This window comes from Synechococcus sp. WC101 (assembly GCF_047461555.1).
Lineage (GTDB): Bacteria > Cyanobacteriota > Cyanobacteriia > Thermostichales > Thermostichaceae > Thermostichus.
Map to the genome: position 1 here is coordinate 1 of NZ_JANSHG010000011.1, position 25926 is coordinate 25926.

A 25926-nucleotide genomic window follows, 5' to 3' on the forward strand; every position below is an offset into this window, starting at 1 on the left:
TAGAGGCGCTTTGACAACGCCGTTGCGGGTTCTTTTGTGGACTGCGTAAGAATCCCCCGCCTTTAGGCGGTGGGAGTGTCAAGGTAGCTGTTCGCCGAGAGTGTCGGCAGACGGCTTCTCAGATGCGGAAACTTCTGGTCAGGTTTCACCAAGACAGGGTGGGGGGTGAATCTGAGGAGGAAGTATCTGCTGAGGCAGTTTGAGATTCCTTCACGTCAGCGGGCCGTAGGCCCTGTAGCTGGGGTTGTGGCGTCCCCCCCCCAGGGCTAGGGCGGCAGGGCAAGCAACCTGCGCCTCAATCGAGGATAAATACCTAGGGATCCTCCGCACAGGGAACGGCAACCTCAGAGGGAGCAGCTTGTCCTAGGCTATCCAAAAAATGCTGCAAGAGCTGAAAGCGAGGTGGGTTGAGGCTGTAGTAGATCCAGCGCCCCTGCTGGCGAGCGTTGACCAACTGCGCATCTCGCAAGGTCTTTAAGTGAAACGAGAGCTTGGATTGGCTTACCTGCAGCTTTTCGCAGAGATCGCAAACGCACAGCTCCCGCCCACGCAACAGTTGCAGCGCGCGCAGGCGAATCGGATCGGAGAGAGCGTGAAATCCCTCCCGTACCTGCTCACACAGCAAATCCTCCTCTACCTTGGCCAACCACGAAACCATCCTTCGACTAGGGTAGCAAGAGCTTTGCGCTCCCGTCGGCAAGCACTCCCCCCACCCCAGTTGCTCCTGGACTGGGAAGGCCGCCATTGCTTTGCAGCACCAGCGCAACCCTAGGCTCGCGCTGCCTCTGATCAGGTCAACCCCGGCAGCAGTTGGTAATGCAACACCTGCGGTGGCCGAGCAAAGTAGGGCTCGAGGAGGGCGCGCCAGCGGACAAAGTTTTCCGATTGGCGGAAGTTAACCAAATGGGCCTCCAGGGATCCCCAGTGTACCAGCAACAGGTATTGCTGAGGGTGCTCTAAACAGCGCTGCAGTTGGTGCTGCCGATAGCCATCGGTCTGTTGTAGGTAGACAAAGGCTTGCGCGATGGCAGCCTCAAAAGCGGCTTCAGAGCCGGGGCTGACTTCAAACTGAGCCACCTCTAGGACAGGCGAAGGGTTCATAGGCTAGGTGTGCAGGCCGCACTCGGTTTTGGCTGTGCCCTTCCAGCGGCCAGAGCGGGGATCCGCTCCCGGCTCCACCGGCGCCGTGCAGTGGATGCAGCCGATGCTGGGATAGTTGCGGTCGTGGAGGGGGTTGTAAGGGATCCCGTGGTCGAGGATGTACTTCCAGACTTGGCCGTTTGTCCAGTCGGCGAGCGGGTTGAGCTTGAGGCGGTTGCGCTTGCCATCCCACTGCACCTTGCCGATATCGGCGCGGGTGGGGGATTGCTCGCGGCGCATCCCCGTAATCCAGGTGGTGCAGTTGGCCAGGGCGCGATTCAGGGGCTCTACCTTGCGGAGGCTGCAGCAGAGGTCAGGGTTGGTGCGGTACAGCTCCGGCTCATATTGCGCCGCCTGCTCTTCGGGGGTGAGCAGCGGTTTGAAGATCTCCAGCTGCAAATGGGGGTAACGGGCCAACACCTGCTGCTGCAGTTGCAGGGTTTCCGGGAAGTGAAAATCGGTATCCAGGAAAAAGGCACGCACCTGGGGGCGAATGGCCGTGAGCAGATCAATGAGAACCAGATCTTCCGGTCCAAAGCTGCAGGCCAGCACCAGCCCGTCCCCAAACTCCGCAACGGCCCAGGCCAGCAGGTCGCTCGCCGACAAAGGCTCAAATCGCTCGCTCAGAGAAGCTACCTGCGGCTGATACTGCTCTCGTAACGCCTGAGCCGCCAGCTCCCAGTGGCCGGAGGAAGAAAGGGTTGCAGTCATAGGGGGAAGACATCGAATCCAAGGCTCTTTGCCTTTTTAATCTACACTAATTCGGTCAAGGTTTAGGATTTTTGGCTACTGGGCAACGGCGGGCAGGGATCGAGATCCTTTGGCCCGCAGGGGGATTTGTCCCCAGCGATCCCGCCGAACTCCCATGACCAGGCCATGCCAGAGAGGTCTGGGATCCGGCTCCGGCAGGTGAACCCAGTGGTAGCGCAACACCCCTCGCCGTGGGTTGACGTCCAACTCAAACACGCGCAGAGCGGAGACCGGCCCCACCAGAGGCGGCGCTGTCAGGTAGGGGATTCCGTCCTGCACATAGAGCTTCGGCACGTGCAGATGTCCACTCAACACTGCCACCACCCGCCCGTGGTCGGCCAAGAGGGTATGCAGAGCTACAGCTTGCTCGCTGCGAAGCCGGTACTTGCGGAACAAAACCGCATCCATTTGGGTGGGGGAGATAAAGGGAGGCTGATGGATGAGCAGGATCAGCCATTCCTCCGGCACCGCTTGTAGATGTTCGCCTAGCCAGCGCAGTTGCGCGGGGCGCAGCACGCCCTGGGGCAGAGGGAACTGGCCCAGGCTGGCATCGAGGGCAATCAAGCGGATCCCAGGCAGGGGGGAAAGGCTGTAATCGACATAGCCTGTGGGGGCAAGGGGCAACGGAAATTGACGTTGGCACCAGCGGATAAATTGCTCCCGGTTGAAGCGCCCCTCCCTCCCCAAGGTGTCGATATCGTGGTTGCCGAGGCTGAGGTAGTAGGGCACCCGCAGTTGGGCGAGGATCTCCTGGAACACCTCAAAGCTCTCCGGATCGGCTTGATCCACCAAATCGCCGGTGAACACCACAAAGTCCAGATCCGGCACTTGGTTGAGATGGGCAACGGCAGCTTCCAACTGGCGGCGGGGGGAATCGGACATCCACCAGCAGCGGCACCCTGTCTCCGGCATTAGGTGAACATCTGAGACTTGGGCAAAGCAAATCCTTTGGGTGGCCATCACCTAGGTACTTATTCACACCTCACGCCCGCATCATAGTCAATAACCGGCTAGAGGGCTATGGGCTTCTCTTAACCTCAGCCAGGATACCCTCACCCCCAGCCCCTCTCCCTTTGGGAGAGGGGAGTTGTGGTTGCTGCGATTTGGAATCGTCACAAATGAGTCTGATTCTTGTTCCGGCGCCGCTGCCGAGCAACTGCTAGGGTATAGCAACACGGATCTCCGACAAGAGGATCCCTCAGTTCAAGCAAGGAGAAAAAATCATGTCTGCTACCACCCTTGTTCGTTGCGCCTGTGACCACTGCAACTGCAGCTTCGAAAGCAGCCAAGGCTATCGCTACGAAGGCCAACTCTACTGCAGCCAAGCCTGTGCCACCCATGACCACGCCCACCCCTCCCCTTGCTGCGTGGCCTCTCACTGCTGTCAATAGCAGGTTGGCAGGGATCGCTCACCCCGGCTTTTGCTTTCCGAGATCCCAAGCTGCTTTTCTCCCTGAGCAGTTTTTGATAGGCTCCCAGGGAGTTTTATTCCTGTCGAGCTTGCATGGAATACCGCTGGGATCTGCTGCCCACCCCGCCTCAATTTGATCCGGAGCTGAGCCGAGAGTACGGCAAGTATGCGGCCAAGGTGCTGGCTCTGCGGGGGTTACACAGCCGAGAACAGGCGCGGGCTTTTGTCGATCCTAATCAGTATTCTCCCACGCCAGCGGGATCCCTGCCGGATCTGGAGCGGGCGGTGGCGCGGCTGTTGCAGGCAAGAAAAAGAGGAGAAACCCTCTGCATTTGGGGAGACTTCGACTGCGATGGCGTTACCGCCACCAGCCTCTTGCTCTCGGCGCTACAAACCTTGGGCTTCCGAGTCCAGTTCACTCTACCGCTGCGCAGCACCGAAGGGCATGGCTTGAACCCTCAGCGGCTGCAGCAGGTGCTGGATCAAGGCTGCCAGGTGCTCCTGACGGTGGATTGCGGCATAGGCAATGCTGCCGAGATTGCTCTGGCCCAAGCCCAAGGGGTGGACGTGATCGTGACGGATCACCACGCCCTGCCGGATCCCTTGCCCCCTGCCTATGCGGTGGTCAACCCGCTGCGCTTGCCAGAGGAACACCCGCTGCGCTTTCTGCCGGGGGTGGGGGTGGCCTACAAGCTGGCGGAGGCCCTCTACCAAGCGCTGGGGATCCCTGGTGTAGAAGAGTACCTGGATCTGGTGGCGGTGGGGATCGTGGCCGATGTGGCGGTGTTGCAGCGGGAGTGCCGCTACCTGGTGCAGCGGGGCCTGCCCGTGCTGGCCAACACCCAGCGTCCGGGGCTGCGGGCTCTTTTGGATTGGGTGAGCAACAGCCAATCCTCAGGAACGCCGACAGCCCAGGACATCGCCTTTCGCCTTGCCCCCAAGCTGAACGCCATTGGTCGCTGGGACGATGCCAGCCTAGCGGTGGAGCTGTTGACCACCTCGGATCCGCAGCGGGCCCAGACGCTGGTGGAGCATTTCGTTGCCCTCAATGAGGAGTGTCGGCAACTCACCCAACAGGTTCTGCAAGAGGCCAGCCAACAGGTGGAGAGCTTGGATCTGGCGCGGGAGCGGGCAATTGTTTTGGCCGGAAGCGGCTGGAATCCGGGGGTTTTGGGGATCGCCGCGGCGCGCTTGGCGGAGCAGTACGGTTGCCCGACGGTGTTGATTGCCAAAGACGAGAGGACGGGACGGGGCTATGGTTCGGGCCGCTCGATTCCGGGGGTGAACCTGGTGGAGGCCATCGAGGCTGTGCGTCCCCTCTTGCTGGGGGGAGGCGGCCACCCCATGGCCGCTGGGATCCAAGTGGATCTGTCCTGCCTGGCCGCCGTACAACTGGCTTTGCGGCGGGAGCTGGCCGCGCGGGTCGGCCCGGATCGCCAAGCTCGCGCCTTGGCGGTGGAGATTGTTATCGATTGGGAGCGGTTGGCCTCTCAGGGCCGGGATGGGGTGGCAGAGCTGGACGAGGTGTATCGGCAGTTGCAGCTTCTGCAGCCCTTTGGCCACGGCAACCCCAACCCTGTCGTAGCCTTGATGAACGTTCGCCGCGGCAGCGTCAGGCTGAGGGCTTCCCAGAATGGCCGCCACCTGAAGTTTGAGCTGGGATCCCGTGCCCTCTGGTTTTGGAAAGCCGGCGAAGAGCTGGAGCGGTGGCAAGCATGCCAGGCCTTGGACATCGCCCTGCAGTTGGAAGCCGAGCAGCCCTGGCAGGGCAAAGTGCTGGCGGTGCGCCCCTCTGGCGACTGGCAGGCGCCCACCGTTTCCGCCCCCAGCCTTCGGATCCAGGATTACCGGCAACGCCCCCTGCCGGATTCCCTCCAAGAAGTCTTCCGCTACGATGGGCAGGCCCTTCCTCTCGAGCAAGACTTCCTCCCGTCGGCAAAAACAGCTCTGCTGCTGGCCCGCTGGCCCTGGCTGCCGGCAAATCTAGCCCAACTGCTGCAGCAGGTGCAGCCGCAAACGCTGATCCTGGCCGCTTCTGGTCATCACTGGAAGCGCCTCCCCCACCAAATCGCCCGACTCCAGGAATTGGGGCGGACGGGACAATGGGATCCCCATGTCCTGGCGGCGACAACCGGCTTGCCCTGGCAGTGGCTGGCGGAATTGGAGGGGCCGGAGCAGATCCCAACACGGCTGCTGGGCCGCATTCAAGAATCCCAAGCTTTTCACCGCTGGCTGGACGAAGCCAGCCCCACCCAGATCGCCCAGCTCTGTCAGCGGCTGCTGCGACCGGATCCCCTGCCGGCAGTTGTTTCTCCGAAGTAGAAGACGCCCCCCGGCACCACCATCAGCCAACTTTGGGATTGCGCACTACGCTTAGCCCTGCCGGCTGGAGTTGTGCCTCTTCGGCTCTGTCGGGCAGCGGGCGCAAGGGAGGGCCAAAGCGGCCAACGGCTATGGTGTTGTGCAAAGCCGGGATCCGGCGGATGGATCCCTGGCGTAGGCAGCGGTGCAGGCGGCGCAGCAGGAAGAGGTCAGCCTCGGAGCAATCCTCTTGGAAGACTTTGACGTTAAGTTCGTGTTCCTGAGCAGCGGTAAGCAGACCGGTCATCATGGCAGTTTGAATAATTTGCTGCACAATCGTGCTTTTGATCTCGCTCATGGTGGGGATGCTCTTGGATTGAGACTTTTCGCTGGTTTCATTCTCGGCAAGACCCTCTGAAATGGACTCCGCCGAATGGCGGATTGGATATACGCACTTTGCCGGCTTTTTCGCTGCCCAAGATCCCGGGCCTTTCACGGGTTTATAAGCTTCGACTTTGCTCAGATCCCATGCGGAGAGAAACCTAGGATCGGCGATGCGTTAGACTTTCACGTCTAACTCGAAGCCGGAGCAGCAATTGGATACTTAGGGATCCCATTGATGGGGCAGTGCAAAATTAAACTTGCAAATGGCTTGTCTGAACTTGCTTAACTTGGCCGACATCCTATTTTTTCGAGCCACTGTCTGTAGTAATACGGAAACGAAGAGGCCTTGCAACTACCGACAAATGGCGTAGGCCTGTCCAGACTTTACTTTCTGCAATCCCTGCCAAGGGAGAGCTGGCTCCCCCCTCAGGGGGCAGCGCAGCCGTTCTGTGTTAGTTTGGGGGCGTCCTACTTCTGCGATTGGCTGTGTCGGAAAGCCCCCAAAAAGTCGGCTGTGCCGCCCCTTTGGGCTGCTGTGGATGCGGCTGTCTGGGCCTGCTGGCGGTGCTGGGCTTGGGGCTGGCGGGGGCAGGGATCCTGGTCTGGAATGGGATCCGGGCTTCAGGCGCCTATCGCACCTACCAGTTGGCGGTGGAGCGGCTCGAACAGACTGCGGTGGTGGTGGAGCGGCTGGGGGATCCCCTGCGTCCGGGCTGGCCCTCGCGGCTGCGCTTTCAAGAGGATGAGCAAGCCGGCTGGGCCTGTCTGTCCTTTTTGATCACGGGATCCCGGCGCACCGGCGAGGTGGCTGTGGAGTCGGAGCGGGGGGTGGCCGGCTCAGCCTGGCAGTTGCGCCATCTGCAGGTGAAAGTGGATGGGGATCCACAGGCCATACAGATCCTGAAAGGGGAGGGGGGATCCCGCTGTGAACAAGAGGAGCCGGCTGCAGGGGCAGTGCTGCCGACAGGCGAGATCTGAGTAGTTGGACATGCTTAGCCGCGGGTAAAGTCAAAAGGACTCCGTCCCGCTGACGCGAACGGTTGTGGCCCTGGATCCCTATGCGAACAGTTCCCTATCTGCGCTTGCTGCTGCTGTTGGCGCTGTTGGCCTCGTTCGCCGGCCTGATCGTCTGGCTGATCCAATCGTTTTTGGATCTGTACTACGCCACCCGCTACCACCCGATTTTGGGGGGGCTGTTGATCGGGGTGCTGGTGTTGCTGCTGCTGGTGTTTTTGGCCGCTTCCATCTACTACTTGTTTCTGTTCCGCCCCGCCCCTAAAACCGAGAGGCTTCCCAGGCCAGCTCCCCCGGCAACTCCTGCCGAGAAGTGGGAGGCAGCCCGGCGCAACCTGGCGCAACTAGAAGCTCAGATGGCGCAGATCCAGGATCAGGTGGCGCGGGCGGCGCTGGCGGAACGGTCGGCCCGGCTGGCCCAACAGTTGGCCCAGCCGCAACTGAAGGTGGTGGTTTTCGGCACCGGATCGGCGGGCAAAACCTCGCTGGTGAACGCGCTGCTGGGGCGGCGGGTGGGGGCGGTGGGGGCAACGCTGGGCACCACGCAGGCGGTGGCGGTTTACGATTGGGACCTGCCCGGGATCCCCCACCCGGTGCAGATCGTGGACTGTCCGGGCATTTTGGAGATCGGGCCGGCAGGGGCGATGCGGGAAGAGGAGGCGCAGGCCCAGGCCCAAGCTGCCGATCTGCTGCTGGTGGTGGTGGACGGGGATCTGCGCCGGTCGGAGGTGGATCCCTTGCGTCGGTTGATCGCCCTGGGCAAGCGGGCTCTGCTGGTGCTCAACAAAATCGACCGTTACACCCCCGAAGAACGGCGGCTCCTGCTGCAACGGCTGCGGGAACGGGTTTACCCCTTGATCCAACCGGAAGATGTGCTGCCGGCCGCCGCTGCTCCAGCCCCTGTACAGGTGGGATCCCAAACCTGGCAGCCGGAACCGGAGGTGGCGGCGGTGCGGGATCGCGTCCAGGCGGTGCTCTACGCCGAGGGGGGATCCCTGGCGTTGGACAATGCCCTGCTGCAATCCCAGCAACTGGGCGAAGAGGCCAAGCGGATCATCCAGGCGCAGTTGCGCCGGCAGGCGGAGGAGGTGATCGACCGCTTTCAGTGGATCGTGACCGGCGTGGTCTTTGCCAACCCCATCCCGGCGCTGGATCTGCTGGCCATTGCCGCCATCAACGCCCAGATGGTGGTGGAGCTGGGATCCCTCTACGGCTGCAAGATGAACCTGCAGCAGGGGCGGGAGCTGGCCCTGTCGCTGGCCAAGACCCTGGCCGGCCTGGGGCTGGTGGAGGGGGCGCTCCAACTGACCACCGGGCTCCTGGCCACCGTGGCTGAGGTGAGCGTGGTTGGCTTTTTGGCGACAGCCCCCATCCAGGCGGCCAGCGCCGGCTATCTCACCCGCATTGCCGGCAAAAGCTTCATCGAGTATTTCCAGCGCAACCAAAGCTGGGGGGAAGGGGGGATGCAGGCAGTGGTCAAGGCCCAGGTGGAGAGCGCCCAAAAATCGGGCTGGCTCAAGGAGTTTGTCCGCCAGGCCTCAGAACGGGTTTTTCGCCTGCGCTAGTCCTTGTTGGTGGCCTCGACAGCAATGTCCGTCGGCATGAAGGCCAGCTCCATCTGCGCCACGTAGTCGGCGTAGCTGAGGGCGGGCACATCGTCCCATTCCGCCAGGCCGTGCATCCGCTTCGACCACTCGATAAAGGGGGCAGGGTAGGCGTAGGTCAAGCTGGGATCCGCCAGCACTTCTTTGGGCAGCGGCGGAACCGACTTGAGCACGGCCAGCAACGCCGGCGGTCTGTAAATGACCACGCGGGCGGCTTCGATCTGCTCCGGGGAAACCTTGAACTTGGCAGCGATGAACGAAATTACTTTGGAAAGGGCCATCCCCCACCCTCAACTTGGCCTGTACAGCTAGATCGCCGCAAGGGCAAGCAGTCGACCACGGGAATCCCACCGGGGATCCCTTGCTGCAGATTGTTGTTGCCCGCTATCCTAGTAAAGCCGAAAAATTGGGGAAACAGGTGAGCCGTGGCTAAAAAAAGCATGATCGAGCGGGAGAAAAAGCGCCAACGCTTGGTCGAAAAATACCGGGAGAAGCGCAAACAACTCAAGGCGGCCATGGCCGATCCCAACATCGACCAGGCCACCCGCATGGAGCTGCACGCCCAACTGCAAAAACTCCCTCGGGCCAGCTCGCCCACCCGCCTGCGCAACCGCTGCTGGAAAACCGGGCGTCCCCGCGGCTATTTCCGGGATTTCGGCCTCTGCCGCAACAGCCTGCGGGAAATGGCCCACCGCGGCCTGCTGCCGGGCGTGGTCAAGGCAAGCTGGTAGAGCCAAGCTTGCCAGCCGCTGGTTACAACCCCGCCCGCAGGAGCGGAGCGTTGCGAGCGAAAACCAGGCTGCTGGCCGTCTCAGTCGAGGGGAGGGCATCTCCTGTCTCCGAGGGGGGTGGAGTTTGCTCAGGGCTGGTCGGCCAGCGGCGCTGGTTGAGATGTCAAAAACTTTTGTCTTCAGGCGAGGGAAGTATCTCAGCCGGGCGGCTGCTCTCGCCAAGTTAGCGAGGGATCCCTGTGGCCCTAGAGCCTTTCCAGATCTGCGACGAAGATCTCACCCCCGAAGTGGCAGAGGCGCTGGCCGGGGAAACCCTCTTGGCTGTGGACACCGAAACAATGGGGCTGATCCCACAGCGGGACAGGCTCTGTGTGGTGCAAATAGCCAACGCTGCCGGCGAGGTGGTGCTGCTGCGGCTGAGCCGCGGCGTGAAGCAGGCCCCCCATTTGGCGCGGCTGCTGACGGATCCCAACATCGAAAAGATCTTCCATTACGCCCGTTTTGACCTGGCCATGCTGCGCTACCACTTGGGGATCCAGGCCTGGCCGGTCTTCTGCACCAAAATTGCCAGCAAGCTGGCCCGCACCTACACCAGCAAGCACAGCCTGAAGGACGTGGTGGGCGAGCTGTGCGGGGTGGAGCTGAATAAAACTGCCCAGAGCTCCGACTGGGGAAACGTCCAGGCCCTCTCGCCGGAGCAGTTGGAGTACGCGGCCAACGATGTTCGTTACTTGATCCCGGTGCGCCACAAGTTGGCCCAAATGCTGCAGCGGGAAGAGCGCTGGGAGCTGGCACAGCGCTGTTTTCAACACCTCCCCACCCTGGTGGAGCTGGATCTGCTGGGATATGGCAACGTCTTCGAGCACCAGTAGCGAAGGCCCTCAGTTGGCCAAGTCGGGGAAGGTGGCCCGCACCGCCGGGTGGATGAGCTTGCCGCCGCAGAGGTTGAGCCCCTTGGCCAGGGCCGGGTCCTGCTCCAAGGCGGCGCTCAAGCCGAGGTTGGCCAACTTGAAGATGTAAGGGAGGGTGGCGTTGACCAGCGCCTGGGTCGAGGTCCAGGGGACGGCCCCCGGCATGTTGGGAACCCCGTAGTGCAAGACTCCATAGGCTTCGTAAACCGGCTGGGCATGGGTGGTGGCCTTGGTGGTGGCGATGCACCCCCCCTGATCCACGGCCACATCCACGATCAAAGAGCGGGGCCGCATCTGGGCCACCAGCTCTTCCTTCACCAAAACCGGGGCGCGTCTGCCCGGCACCAACACCGCTCCCACCACCAGGTCGGCCTCGCGGACACATTCCTCGATGCTTTGGGCGGTGCTGTAGAGCAGCTCCACCCGCGAGCCGAAGATCAGCTCCAGCTCGTTGAGGCGCTGCAGGTTGATGTCCAAAATCTGCACCCGCGCCCCCAGGCCAACGGCCATCTTGGCCGCCTCGGTGCCCACCGTGCCCCCGCCCAGGATCACCACCCGCCCCGGCGGCACGCCTGGGATCCCGCCCAGCAGCACGCCTCGCCCCCCCTGCTGGCGAGTCAGGTAGTGGGCGCCCAATTGCACCGACAGCCGCCCGGCAATCATGCTCATGGGCATCAAGAGGGGCAGGGATCCATCGGCCAGCTCCACCGTCTCGTAGGCCAGGCAGGTGGCCCCCGAACGCAGCAGGGCCTGAGTCAGCTCGCGGCTGGCCGCCAGGTGCAAATAGGTAAACAGGATCAGATCCGGGTGGAGCAGGGGATACTCGGCGGGCAGGGGCTCTTTGACCTTCACCACCAACTGCTGCCGGTAGATCTCCTCAGGGGTGGCGGCCAGCTTGGCCCCCGCTTTTTGGTAGTCTTCGTCGCTAAAGCCCGCCCCCTGGCCAGCTTGGGTCTCCACCCACACCTGGTGCCCCTGCTCCGTCAGAGCCCGCACCGCCGCCGGCGTCAGGCCAACGCGAAACTCCTGCTCCTTGATCTCTTTGGGCACACCAATGCGCATAGGGATCCCCATAGGGCTGTCTTCCAGTCTAGACAGACCAGCGCTGGGATGGGATCCCTGGCCGACGGGGGGCGGCAGGAATTGTAAAGTTTTGTGCGCAATCTGTCGGGGCGAGCCGTTGTTAGCTTTCCCCTGGCAACACCAGGCTTTAAGAGGAATCTAGAACTGCTTGCCCAAATTGACCCAAAAACGTGACATAATGCCCTCAAAACAGCGAATTTCCCGACTTGCGCTTATCCGGCGAAGCAGTGTTAATATCTGTTTCGGGAAGTCTCCGTACTCCCTCGCAAACGCACCTTGAAAACCTTATGGATTCAGCCTTTTCCGGGGGTAGGGTTGATCCCTACCTTTTCCCCGCAAGGGGACGGAAACCCCAGCGCGCCGTCCCGGCCCGCCTCGCCGGTGGAAGGTTGATCCCTACCTTTTCCCCGCAAGGGGACGGAAACCTGACCAACATGTAGTCAGAGCCCAAAATGCGAAGAGTGGTTGATCCCTACCTTTTCCCCGCAAGGGGACGGAAACCCATCCGGTTTCACAGATGTACCAACCACGCTCCATTCGTTGATCCCTACCTTTTCCCCGCAAGGGGACGGAAACTTGGAGGAGGCGCTGCTGCGCTGGATCCCTGTGGTGGGATCCCGCCGTTGATCCCTACCTTTTCCCCGCAAGGGGACGGAAACTATAGGGATCCGGTGGATCCCTGGTTAGGTCGGGGGTTGCTCTGCCCAGAAGGGATCCCTAGCGCAGGAAGCGGGCCAACAGCAGCAGGCCGAGGCCGCCGAAGAGGATGTTGAAGCTCCAGGCTGCCGCCCAGGGGGGAAGGGCTCCTGCTTCGCCCAGGCTGCGAGACACACTCAGCACCACGTAGTAGGCAAACACCAACAGGATCCCGAAGACGACACCCCCATAGCGGCCCACCCGCCGCGCAGTGGTGGATCCCAGGGGAAGGGAGATCAAGACGGCAAAAAAGCTGGCCAAGGGCAGGGAAAAGCGCATGTGGAACTCGGTGCGCAGGGGCTGGGTATTGAGGTTGGAGCGGGCCAGGCGGGAGATGCGCTCCGCCAGCTCCGGCAGGCTCAGCTCGTTGGGCGGAACCGGCGGCTGCATCAGGGCGGCCAGATCTTGGGAGACCTCTAGCGGCTTGCGGTCGAAGGGCTCTTCGGCCAGGCTGAGGCCGTCAGGGCCGTAGCGGTGGGTCACCCCTTCGCTGAGGGTCCAGTCCAGGCCATTCCACACCGCCTGGGCCGCCAGGGTCACCTCTGCCAACTGGTACTTGCCCCCCGGCAAGGGATCCACCCGCAAGATGGTGACATCCTGCATGGTGTTGAGGCGGGGATCCACCTGGCGGATAAAAAACCAGAGGTTGTCTTCGGTTTTGAAAAAGACGTCGTATTGCACCAGACTGGTGGCCTGGGTCAGAAGTGCCTGCTGGTCGATACGGCGGATTTCCCGCTTGCTAGCTGGCAAGAGCACGTTGCTCATCACAAAAGCGGCTAGGCTCAAAAGCAGCCCCACTAGAAGCAGGGGTCGAAAAATGCGCGTAAACGGAATCCCCGCCGCCCGCATGGCGGTTATTTCACTGTTGCCGCTCAGCTTGCCCAAGGTCAGTAGGGTGGCAAAAAAAGCGGCGATGGGCATGCCCAGCACCACCATCTCCGGCAGATCCAAAATGAGAAGGCGCAACACCCCTAGGGGTGGCACGGATCCCTCGACTAGCCGCTCGGCCAGAGTAAAGAGCCGGCCCGCCAAAAGCAGCAGGGTTCCTCCCGCCAGGCCAGCCAAAAGGGGGGCGAGCATCTGGCCAAAGAGGTAGCGCTCCAGCAGCCAAAACTTGGTGAACAAGCGGGCCATCTCTAGCTAGCTTGAACGGTTCCCCGGCAGGCCCTCACCCCTAGCCCCTTTTCCCTGCGGAGGCTCGGGATCGAGCTTAGCTCCCCAGGCGGCTAGGTAAGCTCTCTGTTCGGGGGAAAGGCGACGCACCCGGCGAAAGTCTGCCCCCGCCACGATGGCGCCGGCGTAGGCTCCCGTTTTGAAATCGGGCTTTTGCCCCGGCTGGACAGGGGAAGCTGTCTGGAGGGATCCCACAAACAGCAAAGCGCGGTAAAGATCGGCCCCACGGAGGTCAGCATTGCGCAGGTTGGCCCCGCAGAGGTTGGTGTGGCTAAGATCGCAATCCCGCAGGTCAGCCCCTTCTAGGCTGGCATCGCTGAAGTCTACCCCCCGCAACGAGGTGCCATGGAGATCGGCTCCTTCCAGCATCGTGCCCAGGTTAACCACGCGGATGCCGTTCACGCGATCCCGCTGGTAGCCGCCTTTGCCGTCCAAAATGGGCCGGCCCAGGTGTTCGTCGCGGCGCAGGGGGCTGAGCAAGTTGGCGGTGGAGAGGAAGCGCAGGATCTTGGCTTTGCCAAAGCGATCCACGCCGTTGAGGAGCGCCGCCGTGCGCCCAGCCGCAATGGCCCGCTCCAGGGGCCAGTCGTCCAACTGCCCGTCAGGGGAGAGAACCAGGTTGGAGATGCCCTCGAAGTAGGCGTCGATGGTCTGCTGCTGGGTGATGATGTTCTGCTGGATGGTGAGGTCGCGGGAGATGACGTACTGCCGCCAGGCGATGTAGGCGGCCAGGAGGGCGATCAGGATCTGACCTGTAGCCCCGAACACCTCGCCCAAAGCCCCGATGGCCTCCCAGCTCAGGGATCCCAGGGCCGAGAAGGCTCCACTCCAGACCAATCCTCCCATCACCGCCAAGCCGAGAGCTGCTGCCGCCCACCCCAGGCTGGGCCAGGTGGTCAGCCACTGCCAGAGGTCGCGCCCGATCTGCACCCAGAGCGGCTGCCCCCACCAGCCGGCCAGGCCCAGCCAAGCCAGCACCGCCCCCCAGCCCAGGGCCGGCTGCCCTGCCCACTGGCCCAGCAGCAGCAGCAGGGCTGGGATCCCCAACAACAGCAGGTTGAGCAGGGGGCGCCCAGACGAGAGGGAAGCCAGCGGCAACTCTTGGGAGGAGCCTTCGCGGGCAAGGGCTTCGTCGGTCATGGCAAGGGTATACTCTAGGGGTAGCGTTGGATCTACAAAAAGAAGCCTGCGTCAGTCCGTATTTGGAGTTGGGGAAGAGGGCAGGATCCTGCCTGTCAGGTTTGGTAGGATAGCCTCGACCCTCCTTCCTTCTCTGGCCCAGCCTGGTGTGGGGATGACTCCTATGATCTCTTCCTTATCGTTCATCCGTCTGCAGAAATCCGGCGAACACCAATTTACAGCAGTCCTGCCTGACTTGCGGTTGCAGCGTCACGGCTCCGCGACGCTGACGCGACTGGCCACCTCTTTGCTGTTGAGCACCAGCTTACTGCTGGCGGCAGGAAGGGATCCCAGTTGGGCGCAAACTTCCCTGGACACCGGCCTTTTGGAGAAGCAGGCCCTGCCCCAAGCGCCGCCGCTGCCGGACGACCGCCCCGCCATTTTTGTGGATGCCGCCAATGGCAGCGATACCCAAGGGGATGGATCCCGCAACAACCCCTTCAAGACCATCACCCATGCCATCAGCCGGGCGCCAGCCGGCAGCATCATCCAGCTTCTGCCGGGGGTGTACAGCGCAGAAAGCGGCGAAGTCTTCCCCATCCGCCTCAAGGCCGGCCTTATCTTGCGCGGGGACGAGTCCACCTTGGGAGAGGGCTACCTGATCGATGGCGGCGGCACCTACATGAGCCCGACCTTGGCCCGGCAAAACGTTGCCCTGCTGGCAGAGACCGGCTCAGAGGTGCGGGGGGTTACCCTGCGCAACCAGGGTCGGCGCGGCTACGCCCTCTGGGTAGAATCGGCTTCCCCGCGCATTCTCAACAACAGCTTTGTGGGCAGCATCCACGACGGCATTTTCATCGCCGGCGCCTCCAACCCCTGGATAGAAGGCAACCGCTTCTACAAAAACGGGGCCAACGGCATCTCCGTCTTGGGCACCTCCCAGCCCACCATTGTCAACAACCTCTTCCAAGAGACCGGCTTTGGCCTCACCATCGACCAGCGCTCGGCGCCGATTGTGCGCAACAACCGCATCCTGCAAAACCGCACTGGCATTGTTGTCGGCGGCAGCGCCCGTCCCATCCTGCGCAACAATCTCATCGCCCGCAACTTGGAAACCGGTCTCACGGCCATCACCAACGCCCAGCCAGACTTGGGCACGGCCTCGGAGCCGGGCAACAACATTTTTGAGGGCAACGGCCAGTACGACATCCTCAACGCCACCCGCGGTCTGCGCCTCAACGCCAACGGCAACCAACTGGCCGGCAAAACCAAAGGGGAACTGAATCTGGCCGGCCAGACCACGGTGGCTGCGCTGCCCAGCAACGCCCCGCCACCCATTGCGGCAGGCGGCTTGACGCTGCCCACAACTCCGCAGGCCGAGCCTCCGGCTCCCAGCAGGGATCCCCAGCCGGCGGCGGCCTCTCCCACCTTGCCGGTGGTGACGGTGCCCCAATCGACTGCCCCCGTTCCCCCTCCTGCAGCGGGATCGGGAGGGCGCATTTTGCCCAGTGCCCCCCCTCAGCCGGCAGGCGCTCAACCCCAGGAGTTTGTTGCCGTCCCCTTCACCCCCGATGGCTCCACCACGCCTGCCCAACCGGTTGAGCCTGCTCCTGCCACTCCCGTCCGCCAGCAATCTGTGGCTCCTCTCACGGATATTACTACCCTCCTGCCACCCCCGGCTCGCCGACAAGCGGGCAGCAGCCCAACAACCCCCCCTGTTCCCGTTGCCGCGGCTCCAGAACCGGCGGTAGCCCCAGCAGAGTCGGCCACCCGCTTTCGTGTGCTGGTGACCCCCAAGGGCAGCGACGATTTGCAGCGGCTGCGGCAGCTCGTCCCCGAAGCGGTGGAGACCGTGTTCAACGGCAGGAGGGTGCTGCAGGCCGGCCTCTACGACAGCCGCAGCCAGGCCCAGTCAGTCTTGGATCGGCTGTTGGACGCCGGCTTTGACGCGGTGGCGGAGATGATCTTCCGTTGACCTCACTGCCCAGGGATCCCCCCCGGCAGGATAGGAACTCCCCAGCAGGGAATGTATGATGCCTAGCACGGCTTTTTCCAGAGCAATGGGGAGGAAAGCCGTGCCGTCAGGTTGTCCTGGGGATCAGCCAGGGCAAGCAATGGGGAAAGTCCGGTGCAAATCCGGCGCTGTGCCGCAACTGTGATGGGCTGAGGCCCTCAGTCAGGATGCCCGCCTGCGGCTTTGGCTCAAAGCTTAGCCCTTCCGCGTCGCACGGAAGCAGGAGCAACCGGATGAAAGTAACTGTATGTCTCAGCCTTGGGCTGGGGATCTTGAGTTTGGGGATCCCGGCCTGGGGGCAGGCAATCTTGGATACCGGCCTCAGCGCCGAGATTTTGAATCAACCCGTCACCACCCCGTTTCGCCGTCCCGGCCTGCTGCGAGAGTCTTCCCGCCCAGTCTATGTCATCACCCGCCAGCAGATGCGCCAGCAAGGGGCAAGGACGGTGCAGGAAGCCCTGCGCTACTTGCCCGGGATCCTCAGCGATGGCACAGCGGGAACTCAGTTGGGAGCTCTTAGCTCTCAATTCATGCGAGGGGCGCGAACGGCGCAGGTATTGGTGCTCTTGGATGGCCGCCCTCTCAACGATCTGGGTTTTTTCGGGGGGTTTGACCTCTCGCAAATCACCACCGATGTCGTCGAGCGAATTGAAGTCTCCCCCGGCGGCGGCTCTACCCTGTACGGCTCAGACGCCGTTGGCGGCGTGATCAACATCGTCACGGTGGAGCCGCAGCCAGAAACGGAGACGGTGCTGGAAGCGGCGGTCGGCAGCTACGGTCTCAATGAGCAAGGGATCCAAAGTCGCGGCCAAGCCCAGGATCTGGGCTGGGTGCTCAGCTATCGCCGTCTGCAAAGTAACAACGACTTTCCCTTTGCCATTGAGCGGCTGGGCAAGTCAGGCAGGCGGGAAAACTCGGCGGTGGAGTACCACAACTTGCAGGCCAAGCTCACCTGGCAACTGGCCGAAGATCAAGTCCTAACAGCCAACGCCCTCTACCTCAACAAAGCCTTTCGCGTGCCCGGCAGTGTAGAGTTTCCCTCTCCCGACGCAGAGCAAAACACCAACGATCTGCTGCTGGATCTCAGTTGGCTGTGGACTCAGGAAACAGGATCCCTGCAGGCAAGAGTCTTTTTGGACGATCTCAACTACCGCTTCAGCGCTCCGCAAAGCCAGGGATCCCGCGACGTCATCTTGCGCAATGGCTGGGGATCCCAGCTTCAATATGCTTGGCAGGCCGGCGAAAACCTAGAGGGAGTTTTGGGGGCAGATTATCGCTCTATCTCAGCCCGCAATACGACTTTTTCTTTTGCCAGGGGTTCTGCCAATATCAACTACGACGATACGGTTAACCAGGGGGCCCTGTTTGCCCGCCTGGACTACAGCCCGGATCCCCAGTTCCACCTCGACCTGGGCATCCGTCAGGACTTCAGCAGTTTGGCCAACGGCTCGGCCACCTCGCCGGCTGTGGGGATCCGGTGGGCAGTTGCCGAGGGAACTACCTTGAGGGCCAGCTACGCCGGCAGCTTTCGCACCCCCTTGATCTCGGAATTGTTCTTTCGGCTGCGCGGCTTTTTTGAAGTGGATGGCAACCCCAATCTCCGCCCAGAGCGAGGGGAAAGCTTTGACATTGGCTTAGATCAAGCCTTGGGAGATTTTGGCCTGCTGCGCTTGACTTTTGCCCACAACCGCATCCGCGATGGCATCACCTTTGTCAGCCTTGGGCCGCGCCGAGGAACCTATGAAAATATTGGGCTGGTTGAATACACCGGCCTGGAGGCAGCTTTGGATGTGCGGCTGGGGGAAAACTGGATGCTTTTTGCCAACTACACCCTCAATGATCCCATCATCCGCGCCGCCCTTGACCCAGCTACAGTTGGCAAGCAGCTAGCCTTTGTGGGAGCCGATAGCCTGAACTTAGGCCTGACCTACCGTCACGAGCAAGGCTGGCACAGCTCAATTTTAGTCCATCACATTGGGAGCTTTTTTACCAACAACACCAACACGGAATCCCTGCCAGGCTACACCACCGTAGCTTGGCGAGGAGGGATCCCGTTGACTGAGGACCTAAGCCTAGAGATGGGGATCGACAACCTGCTAGACGAGCAGTATGAAGTCTTCCCCGGCTATCCCGGCGTTGGTCGCACGCTGAGGGTGAACCTGCGGGGGCAATTTTAGCGACATCTCAGGCTGTTTTTAACTCCCTGGCTAGCCATTTGTAGGGTGCTTCTAGTTTGGAAGCAACTGTATGACGATCTCAACCAGAATCTCGACTCAAGCTGAGGCCAAACATTACCTTTGGGTTTGTACCACCTGTGGATCTCGCTGGGTCAACGGCCAAAAAGAAGGGACTAGCAAAGGAGAAATGCTCCTGGCTGCCTTGCAATCGCAGGTGCTCAATCCTCAATTGCAGCTTAAGCCGGTTGCCTGTATGAGCGGCTGCAGCCATGCCTGCGTGATTGCCCTGGCAGCCCCTGGAAAGATGACCTACGTGTTTGGAGATCTCGATCCCCAAGACGTAGAGCCAATCTTGCAAACAGCGAAGCTGTATTTGACAAAGCCCGATGGCGTCCTGCCCTGGGCAGAGCGCCCTCTTAAAAAGGGGGTGATTGCCCGCATTCCACCAGTCCAATAGGAGCAACCTATGGCCGCTTTCAGCCCCTGGATCACGCCTCTAAACCAGAGTTGGCAGGAGGTTTCCCCCACTGGCTGGATAACTCTCTACGAAGGGATCCCGGCTCACATCGACTGTCTTGGGCCATTGCTCTATGAGCTCTTTCAGGAGCGCTGGGCCGAGATCCAAGTGGGCCAGGTGGTGGAGGGAGGAGTGCTGGAGGCGGCCTTCAAGGATCCCCCTGCTCTCTGTGTGCTCTACGACGGCTATTTGACCGTGGCCACCGAAACTTGGCATTTGCACCTGTGTCTAGAAGAGCACCAGGGCGGCCCCTACAGCAGAACTCCACCTGAGCTGCGCCGCAAAAGATTGGTCGGCCGCGCCGCCCTCTATCGCCGCCTCAATCTGCAGGGCCAGCCTCGCCAATGGGGGATCCAATTTTGGAACGGAGCAGAGGAATCGCTGCTGCAGATCTTTTTGCCCAGTCCCTTTTTGGGGCCAGGAGAAGACTACCTGCCCGAAGGCAAAGCCGACTATCAGAAGCTCTCCCTTTATGAACGCCTGCGGGCCATTTACGTCGAGGGAAAAGAGCGGATCCCGTATGAAGATAACCCCCTCAAGCGGCCCTATTTGGCGGTTTGCCGTTCCAGCCGCTGCTATCCTTCTCGCCACTATCAGCCCGTTGTGGAAGCTCTGCAATCGGCCCTGCGGGAAGCCAATTTGGATATTCAGGTCATTACTTCCGGATGCCTAGAAGTCTGTCAACAAGGGCCGGTGGTTTTTTACTCCGGAGATCGCACCTGGTACAAGCGGGTTACCCCCCAAGTAGCGCGGCAAATTCTCCAGGAGCATCTGCTAAAGAACTGCCCCTTGAAAGCTCACCTTTTTCCTGGAGATTAGCCTATGGTTAGCCTACAAGCTCTTGTCCAGTCCATCCCCAAGCCTCGCCGCGGGATCCCAGAAGTAATTTGGATCCAAGCCAGCCGAGATCTAGCCCAAGGTCGATTTTGGCCCAGCCTATTTACCACCATCGGCTGCCTGAGCAACATTGCCTATACCTGCACGCTTCCTTTTGTAACTGTTGGCATCATCGCGGGCACCACGTTAACTCGCCAAAGGGCAATTATTAGCGCTTCGATGATTTGGCTGGCCAACCAAATCTTTGGCTACACCTGGCACAACTATCCCCGTACACCTGATTCTTTTGCTTGGGGGTTGGTCTTGGGGATCGGCACGGTGGGGGTCGCTTTTGCTGCCGGCTACCGACCTCTGTTTTCTCAGTCCAAACCTATTAGGCCAAGGCAATTGCTGCTGAACTATCTTTGGATCCCAGCCATGCTGATCCTAGGGTTCCTTGCTTTTGAAGGGCTGATCTTGGCAGCCGGCCTGGTTCTGGGCGGAACGGAGGGCTTGACCCTGCCCATCTTGGCCAAGATCTGGCTGGACAACTGGCTGTGGACGGGATTTTGGCTTGGGATCCACGCGCTGCTGGCGTGGGACAGAGGACGCCGGTTGTGGTGGGAGAGGGGAAACTTCGCTGATCTGGAGCATCCCTAAGGGAGATCCAGGCCACAATGGGGGTGACCTGTGCCAGAAGGGATCCCTTTGCCGCCTCCTCAACTTGCCAACTCCCCTTTTGCTCGCCTCCCTGCTTCCTGTCGCTTGCTGCTGTTTAGCGGCAAGGGAGGGGTGGGCAAAACCACCCTCACCTGTGCCCTGGCCCGTCACCTGGCCCAGACACAACCAGAGCGACGTCTGCTGTTGCTGTCCACCGACCCGGCCCACTCCCTGGGGGATGTGCTGGGGATCCCGGTGGCGGACGTTCCCCAACCCCTGCCGGATTGGCCCAACTTGCAGGTGCGCGCCTTGCACGCTGAGGTGTTGCTGCAGGATTTTAAGCGGACCTACGGCCTGGCTCTGGAGCTCATTGCCGAGCGGGGTAGTTGGCTGGGCAGGGAAGATCTCCTGCCCCTGTGGGATCTAAGCTGGCCGGGGGTGGACGAGCTGATGGCCATCCTGGAGGTCAATCGCCTGCTGGCAGGCCAAGAGGTGGATACGGTGATCCTGGACACGGCCCCCACTGGCCACACCCTGCGGCTCTTGGAACTGCCCGACTTTCTCGACCAGTTGCTGGCGGTGTTTGCCACCTTCCAGGCCAAGCACCGCGAGGTCGTCCGATCCCTAACAGGCACCTATCGACCGGATGAGGCCGATGCCTTCCTGGCCCGTTTGCAAAGCGAGCTGGAGGGGGGCAAAGCCAGACTGACCGACCCGGAGAGCACTGCCGCCTGGCTGGTGCTGATCCCGGAGCTGTTGAGCGTGGCGGAGACCCGCCGCTTCTGTTGCCAGTTGCTGAACCGCCGAGTGCCCATTGGCGGCCTGTTGGTCAACCAGGTTCTCCTGGAAGGGATCTACCTGGCCCGCCAGCAGGAGCAGCGGCTCTGGCTAAAAACGCTCCAAGAGGAGTTGCCTGGCTACCCCATCTGGGTCTGTCCCTATCAACTGGAAGAGCCGATTGGGCCGGCGGCGCTGGACAAGCTGGTGCAGCAGCTTCGTCCCTTGCAGGAGGTGCTGCCGCGGTTGGAAGGGATCCCTGCCCCGGGAGAACTCTCCCCTTCGCCCCAGCAGGACAGAGTCCTTGGGATGGCCTCTGGGCAGAGCCAGGCTTTGGGCCTGCCAGATTTTTTGGCCCAAGGGATCCGCCTGCTCTTGGTAGGGGGCAAGGGCGGGGTGGGCAAGACCACGGTGGCTGGGGCCCTGGCCTGGAACTTGGCCAAACGCCATCCCGACAAGCAGCTCTTGCTGGTCTCTATCGACCCGGCCCACTCCTTGGGAGATCTGTTCCGAGTGACCTTGGGACAGGAGCCGCTCCCTCTCTTGCCCAACCTGCTGGGCCAGGAGATCGAGGCGGCGGCGGTGCTGGAGCGCTTCCGGCAGGCGTACCTGGAAGAGGTGGCGGCCATGTTGGCAGGAGAGGGGATGGCAGGCGTAGAAATCCAGTACGACCCACAGGCTTGGCGGCAGCTTTTGCACATGGCTCCACCGGGCCTGGACGAGGTGATGGCCCTGCTGACGGTGCTGCAACAGGAGTCAAGCGGCCAGTTCGACCTGGTGGTGGTGGATACAGCCCCCACCGGCCATCTCCTGCGCTTTTTGCAGATGCCGCAGGCCCTGGAAGGCTGGGTAAGCCTGGCCCTCAAGCTGTGGCTGAAGTACCGCGACCTGGTGGGCCGGCCGGAATGGGCGCAGCGGCTGCGGGATCTCTTGGCCCAGGTGCGGCAGCTCCAAAAGCGGCTGCGGGATCCCCAGTTTGCTAGCTTTATCCCCGTCTTCAACCCCGAACAGGCAGTTCTGGCGGAAACTGAGCGCCTTCTGGCAGAACTGGATGCCCTGGGGATCCCTCATCCCTATGCCGTTCTCAACCGCGTGTGGCCGGAGGATTCCACCCCCTTTGGTGCAGCTCTTCGGCGCCGCCACCAGGCCATCCTGGCCCAGTTGCCCCAGCGCTTTCCCCAGCAGGCCATTGTCACCGTCCCTTTTCTGCACCCACCCAGCTTAGAGGCCATCGGAGCTTACCTGCTGGCTTCCTCTAGCCCGATGTTGCCAGAAACCTCCACCTAGCGCCTGGCAGAGCCGCTAGCCTGGAAAAGGTGCCAGTGCGGCTTTTCCCCCTCACCTTGCTGCTTTTGCCTATGGTGTTCAACCTCCCCCTGCAAGCCATTCCTCTGTTCTCCATCGCAGCGGCCATCCTGTTGGTGTACCTGCCTATGGGCGTGGTGGGCTATGCCCGCGCCCGCGTTGGCTACGATCCCCATGCGCCCCGGGCAATGTTCGACCGGCTGCCTCCCTACGGCCAGCGGGCTACCTGGGCCCACGCCAATGGCTTCGAGGCCCTGGGCACCTTTGCGCCCTCAGCTCTAGTAGCCTACATCACCGGCCCCCACCCGGATCCCTGGCTGTTTGGTCTCAGCGGCGATGAAGGGGTGGCCGTGCTCTGCGGCGTGTTTCTGCTGGCGCGGCTGCTCTACAACTTCTTCTACATTGGCGACATTCCCATCGGGCGCTCCCTCTCCTTCTTGGTCGGGTCGCTGGCCACGCTGGGCCTGCTGCTCATCAGTCTCTTGCCGTTTCTGGGCCAAAACCTGGCCTAGACCTGCAGTCTTAGGGAAGATAGTGCCACCCCAGCCCGGTGGGCCACCACCACGCCAATGGCCTCTAGGTAGGAGCTAACTGCCACATGGGGGATCCCCAACTGGCGAGGGTGGACCTGCATCACCGTGGCGTTTTCTTCGACAGCGATAAACAGGGGCGGGCGGGGGCGGCTAGCTAGGTAAAGCAGGCCGGGGCCGCCAAAGGCAGTGGCCGGGGCAATGACGCTATCCACCTGCTCGGCCGTCAGGTCGCCCGGCTGGGAGGGATCCCCCCTTTTAACAAACTGGGGGGCGTAGCTCAGCCCCGCCAAAACCGAGGGCAGGAAGGTAAACCCCACCTCTTCAGCGGCAGCCTGGGGGTGAACCGGCTTAGGGTCAGGATCAGGGTAGAGAGCAGGAGCGTGGGCGCAAGGGATCCCCAGCTCCCGCACCACCAGGTGGCTGAGGATGGCCTCGGCTCCGGCCAGGGGATCTACCCCCTGCCCCTGCTCGTACTGGCTAAAGTCAAGGTCGTCCGGGAAGCGGGCCACCACGGCAAGGGCCTCAGCTCCCAAGCGGACGAGCTCTTGGGCAGTTTCCAAAAGAGCATCCGGCTGGGCCAGGGATCCCTGGCTGGCCCCGGCAGGGGAAAAGCTGACGGAAACGCCTAAGGGTCGAGGGGTCAAGCGCCAGGGGCCAATGTCCAGCCCCAGGGTGGCCTGGGCGGCCTGCAAAACCTGCAGGTGGCGTTGGCGGAGGTCCTCTGGGATCCCGGCATCCAGGATGACGCCGACGCGGTTTTGCCGCACTGGCCTGAGGTGCCACTCCCCGGCGCAGAAGCGATCCAGGCCGTACCCTTCCACGTAGAGGACGTTCTTCAGGGGCCAAAACAGGGTGGCGCCGTTAAGCACATTGGGATGGGTGACGAGGCAGTCGACAGCAGCCGCCAAAGCGCGGGCCACCGGCAGGGCATCGCCGGCAAAGCCACCCACGCGGGCGCCGATGCCCGTGGGAACCAAAAGCAGCGCCGTGTAGGGGCGACCCATGGGCCACTAGCGGAGGACTAGGCCTGGGACAAAAGCTGCTGCGCCAGGGCCTCAGCTCGCCGCACGCAATCGCCCAGAGCTACGCCATCCAGGTAGTTGGCACACACCCAGATCCCCGGCGTCTGGGAGGCCAGGTGGGCCTGCACCTGGGCTATCCGCTGCCGGTGGCCGAGGGTGTACTGGGGGATGGCGCGGGGCCATAGGCGTTCCCCTAGGTAGATGGGCTCGACGCGGCGGGTGAGCAGAACCTGGCTAAGCTCGGCGTGGGCAATTTGCGCTCGCTCCTCAGGAGACAGCGTAGGGATGGGTGGGATCCCTTGCCGGCGGGCCAAGGCAGCATCGGTGGCGCCGCCGAGGAAGCTGAGGAAGCTGTGGTAGCCCTGGGGAGCGCGCTCGGGAAAAAGGCAGGAAGCCCAGATGGTGCCCAGGGTGCGCAGGCCCTGGGAGCGAGGGATGAGGTGGCCAAAGCCCCGCAACGGCTGGGGCAGGGCCTCTTGGGGATAGGCCAGAGCCACCACCACTACCGGCGGATAGGGGATCTCCGCCAAGAGTTGGCTAGCTGGGGGGTTGAGCCCCTGCAGCAGCGCAGCAGCCTCATAGGCGGGGAGAGCCAGCACCACCTGGCGAGCAGCCACCCAGCGGGATCCCTCTGGCGTCTCAAAGCCCACCCAATAGAGCTCTCCCTCCCGCTTAAGCTGCACCGCTCGCCAACCCAGCCGCAGGCTGTCGCCCAGCTTTTGGGCTAGGGCCTCTGGCAACTGCTGCAGCCCCTGCCTGAGATTGCCCAGTTGGCCGCGTTTGGGCGGGGGTTGGATGGCTACGGGAGAAGGCTGGGGTCGTTGGCGCAGAGCCTGCAGGGCGCCAGCAAAGAGGCTGCCGTAGCGCTCCTCTAGGCCAGCTACCCGCGGGAAAGCCGCCACAGCGCTGAGTTGATCTGGGTCGCCGGCATAGACTCCTGAGGTGAAGGGCTCCACTAGGCGCTCGGCCACTTCGGATCCCAGTTGTCGCTGGAAAAACTGCCGCACCGTTTCCTCGTACCCTGGCGGCGGCGGGACAAACCCCAACAGGCCCTGCAGAGCCCGCAGCTTGCCGCCCACACTGAGCAGCCGTGAGCCCAGGGCTGCCGCGGGGCTAAGCGGCACCGGCAGCAGCTCCCTTTCCCAGTAGATGTAGCGGGGCAGCTTGGCATCGGCCAGCACCAGTTGGTCGGTCAGGCCCACCTCGGCAATGAGGTTGAGCAGGGCAGGGGTGGGGGTAAAGCTATTGGGGCCTTCCTCCCAGCGGTAGCCGTCTTTGGACTGGGTGGAAATGCAGCCGCCGACGCGGGAGCTGGCCTCCGCCAGGAGCACCGCTTGAGGGGATCCCCCCCTAGCCGATAAACCCTGCTGCAGGCGCCAGGCCAGCGTCAGGCCGCTGATGCCCGCCCCAATGACCACCACCTCCGCGTTAAGGGGTTCAGGGGTTGCAGGATTCACTGCCGCTTCCAAGGTGTTTTTCCTCCATCACGTCCGGGGGGCCAATCTTCGTTAGCGCAGTACGCGAAATAGGCTGGGGATCTCGGCCACCTGGGGAAGCTGCTGGATCTCGGCCAGCGCCTGGCGGCAGTCGGCCTCGCGCACGCTGTGTGTGAGGATCACAATCTCCGCCAACTCCTGGTGGCACTCCTTTTGGGTGATGCTCTCCAGGCTCACCCCGTGCCGGCCAAAGCAGGTGCCGATGGCCCCCATCACCCCCGGCCGATCCTGGGCCAGCACTCGCACGTAAAACTCCGACTGCGCCTCTGCCAGCGGCAGCAAGGAGGCAACA

The 25926-nt window shown here is 62.3% G+C and carries 25 protein-coding genes, 1 CRISPR repeat array and 1 riboswitch; of the genes, 13 read left to right on the top strand and 12 right to left on the bottom strand.

The genetic code is table 11. From position 1 onward, the window contains the following. Positions 1-313 precede the first annotated feature (313 nt). The 4 genes from NW809_RS01445 to NW809_RS01460 form a co-directional block, all read right to left on the bottom strand. On the bottom strand, positions 314-658 hold the full coding sequence (locus NW809_RS01445; protein ID WP_011429997.1) for an ArsR/SmtB family transcription factor: 345 nt from the start codon (positions 656-658) through the stop codon (positions 314-316). 131 nt (positions 659-789) lie between these two features. Then, complete coding sequence (locus tag NW809_RS01450; RefSeq protein WP_099812213.1) at positions 790-1101, bottom strand: antibiotic biosynthesis monooxygenase family protein; 312 nt, start codon at positions 1099-1101, stop codon at positions 790-792. 3 nt (positions 1102-1104) lie between these two features. After that, complete coding sequence (locus tag NW809_RS01455; RefSeq protein WP_011429995.1) at positions 1105-1851, bottom strand: phosphoadenylyl-sulfate reductase; 747 nt, start codon at positions 1849-1851, stop codon at positions 1105-1107. Between the two features lie 75 nt (positions 1852-1926). Beyond that, a complete protein-coding gene (locus tag NW809_RS01460) occupies positions 1927-2850 on the bottom strand; it encodes a metallophosphoesterase family protein (RefSeq protein ID WP_414401382.1) in 924 nt (307 codons plus the stop codon). Between the two features lie 263 nt (positions 2851-3113). Here NW809_RS01460 and NW809_RS01465 point away from each other — a divergent pair, with 263 nt between their 5' ends. Further along, the gene (locus NW809_RS01465; RefSeq protein ID WP_083759159.1) at positions 3114-3281 is read left to right on the top strand and encodes a hypothetical protein; all 168 of its coding nucleotides are present in this window, start codon (positions 3114-3116) and stop codon (positions 3279-3281) included. 113 nt (positions 3282-3394) lie between these two features. Continuing rightward, positions 3395-5623, top strand: a complete 2229-nt coding sequence (recJ, locus tag NW809_RS01470; protein WP_414401383.1) for a single-stranded-DNA-specific exonuclease RecJ — start codon at positions 3395-3397, stop codon at positions 5621-5623. Between the two features lie 22 nt (positions 5624-5645). On the opposite strand, the gene NW809_RS01475 is transcribed toward recJ, so the two are convergent. Beyond that, positions 5646-5960, bottom strand: a complete 315-nt coding sequence (locus NW809_RS01475) for a hypothetical protein (RefSeq protein WP_041438224.1) — start codon at positions 5958-5960, stop codon at positions 5646-5648. Positions 5961-6472: 512 nt separating this feature from the next. On the opposite strand from NW809_RS01475, the gene NW809_RS01480 reads away from it, so the two are divergent. Continuing rightward, positions 6473-6964, top strand: coding sequence for a cytochrome c oxidase assembly factor Coa1 family protein (locus NW809_RS01480; protein ID WP_011429990.1), 492 nt, complete (start codon positions 6473-6475; stop codon positions 6962-6964). Between the two features lie 80 nt (positions 6965-7044). Beyond that, positions 7045-8565 carry a YcjF family protein gene (locus NW809_RS01485; protein WP_011429989.1) on the top strand — a complete coding sequence of 507 codons (1521 nt, stop codon included), beginning with the start codon at positions 7045-7047 and terminating at the stop codon, positions 8563-8565. On the opposite strand, the gene NW809_RS01490 is transcribed toward NW809_RS01485, so the two are convergent. After that, entirely contained in the window at positions 8562-8885 is a 324-nt protein-coding gene (locus NW809_RS01490) for a hypothetical protein (protein ID WP_011429988.1), read from the bottom strand. The two genes, NW809_RS01485 and NW809_RS01490, sit on opposite strands and share 4 nt — an antisense overlap. 144 nt (positions 8886-9029) lie before the next feature. Here NW809_RS01490 and rpsN point away from each other — a divergent pair, with 144 nt between their 5' ends. Next, positions 9030-9335: a 30S ribosomal protein S14 gene (gene rpsN / locus NW809_RS01495; protein ID WP_414401384.1), complete on the top strand. Its 306-nt coding sequence runs from the start codon at positions 9030-9032 to the stop codon at positions 9333-9335. A gap of 239 nt (positions 9336-9574) precedes the next feature. Next, a complete protein-coding gene (locus NW809_RS01500) occupies positions 9575-10207 on the top strand; it encodes a ribonuclease D (protein WP_011429985.1) in 633 nt (210 codons plus the stop codon). Between the two features lie 9 nt (positions 10208-10216). Here the strand turns inward: NW809_RS01500 and ald are convergent, their stop codons facing one another. The 3 genes from ald to NW809_RS01515 form a co-directional block, all read right to left on the bottom strand. Further along, complete coding sequence (ald, locus tag NW809_RS01505; protein ID WP_011429984.1) at positions 10217-11308, bottom strand: alanine dehydrogenase; 1092 nt, start codon at positions 11306-11308, stop codon at positions 10217-10219. Between the two features lie 334 nt (positions 11309-11642). Continuing rightward, positions 11643-11989: direct repeats of the CRISPR family, unit length 39 nt; unit sequence GGTTGATCCCTACCTTTTCCCCGCAAGGGGACGGAAACC. Between the two features lie 57 nt (positions 11990-12046). Beyond that, a complete protein-coding gene (locus NW809_RS01510; protein WP_414401385.1) occupies positions 12047-13159 on the bottom strand; it encodes an LptF/LptG family permease in 1113 nt (370 codons plus the stop codon). Positions 13160-13165: 6 nt separating this feature from the next. Continuing rightward, on the bottom strand, positions 13166-14338 hold the full coding sequence (locus NW809_RS01515) for a pentapeptide repeat-containing protein (protein ID WP_414401386.1): 1173 nt from the start codon (positions 14336-14338) through the stop codon (positions 13166-13168). Between the two features lie 163 nt (positions 14339-14501). Here NW809_RS01515 and NW809_RS01520 point away from each other — a divergent pair, with 163 nt between their 5' ends. The 7 genes from NW809_RS01520 (at position 14502) to NW809_RS01550 (ending at position 23095) form a co-directional block, all read left to right on the top strand. After that, positions 14502-16292, top strand: a complete 1791-nt coding sequence (locus tag NW809_RS01520; RefSeq protein WP_414401387.1) for a DUF1565 domain-containing protein — start codon at positions 14502-14504, stop codon at positions 16290-16292. A 91-nt stretch (positions 16293-16383) separates the two neighbouring features. After that, positions 16384-16525: riboswitch (cobalamin riboswitch) on the top strand. 39 nt (positions 16526-16564) lie between these two features. Then, positions 16565-18508 (top strand): TonB-dependent receptor, encoded by a 1944-nt coding sequence (locus tag NW809_RS01525; protein WP_414401388.1) that lies wholly within the window; start codon positions 16565-16567, stop codon positions 18506-18508. 70 nt (positions 18509-18578) lie between these two features. After that, positions 18579-18965 carry a DUF1636 domain-containing protein gene (locus NW809_RS01530; RefSeq protein WP_414401389.1) on the top strand — a complete coding sequence of 129 codons (387 nt, stop codon included), beginning with the start codon at positions 18579-18581 and terminating at the stop codon, positions 18963-18965. A 9-nt stretch (positions 18966-18974) separates the two neighbouring features. Beyond that, a complete protein-coding gene (locus NW809_RS01535) occupies positions 18975-19844 on the top strand; it encodes a (2Fe-2S) ferredoxin domain-containing protein (protein WP_414401390.1) in 870 nt (289 codons plus the stop codon). A 3-nt stretch (positions 19845-19847) separates the two neighbouring features. After that, positions 19848-20501 (top strand): hypothetical protein, encoded by a 654-nt coding sequence (locus NW809_RS01540; RefSeq protein WP_011429977.1) that lies wholly within the window; start codon positions 19848-19850, stop codon positions 20499-20501. 48 nt (positions 20502-20549) lie between these two features. Beyond that, the gene (locus NW809_RS01545) at positions 20550-22565 is read left to right on the top strand and encodes an ArsA family ATPase (RefSeq protein ID WP_414401391.1); all 2016 of its coding nucleotides are present in this window, start codon (positions 20550-20552) and stop codon (positions 22563-22565) included. Between the two features lie 29 nt (positions 22566-22594). After that, positions 22595-23095 (top strand): MAPEG family protein, encoded by a 501-nt coding sequence (locus NW809_RS01550; protein WP_414401392.1) that lies wholly within the window; start codon positions 22595-22597, stop codon positions 23093-23095. Here the strand turns inward: NW809_RS01550 and NW809_RS01555 are convergent. The 3 genes from NW809_RS01555 to NW809_RS01565 all read right to left on the bottom strand — a co-directional run. After that, a complete protein-coding gene (locus tag NW809_RS01555; protein WP_414401393.1) occupies positions 23092-24120 on the bottom strand; it encodes a DUF3326 domain-containing protein in 1029 nt (342 codons plus the stop codon). The genes NW809_RS01550 and NW809_RS01555 overlap by 4 nt on opposite strands. Before the next feature lie 17 nt (positions 24121-24137). Then, positions 24138-25595 (bottom strand): protoporphyrinogen oxidase, encoded by a 1458-nt coding sequence (gene hemG / locus NW809_RS01560; RefSeq protein ID WP_414401394.1) that lies wholly within the window; start codon positions 25593-25595, stop codon positions 24138-24140. A gap of 51 nt (positions 25596-25646) precedes the next feature. Continuing rightward, a partial coding sequence (locus NW809_RS01565) for an ACT domain-containing protein (RefSeq protein WP_414401395.1) occupies positions 25647-25926 on the bottom strand: 280 nt, incomplete at its 5' end.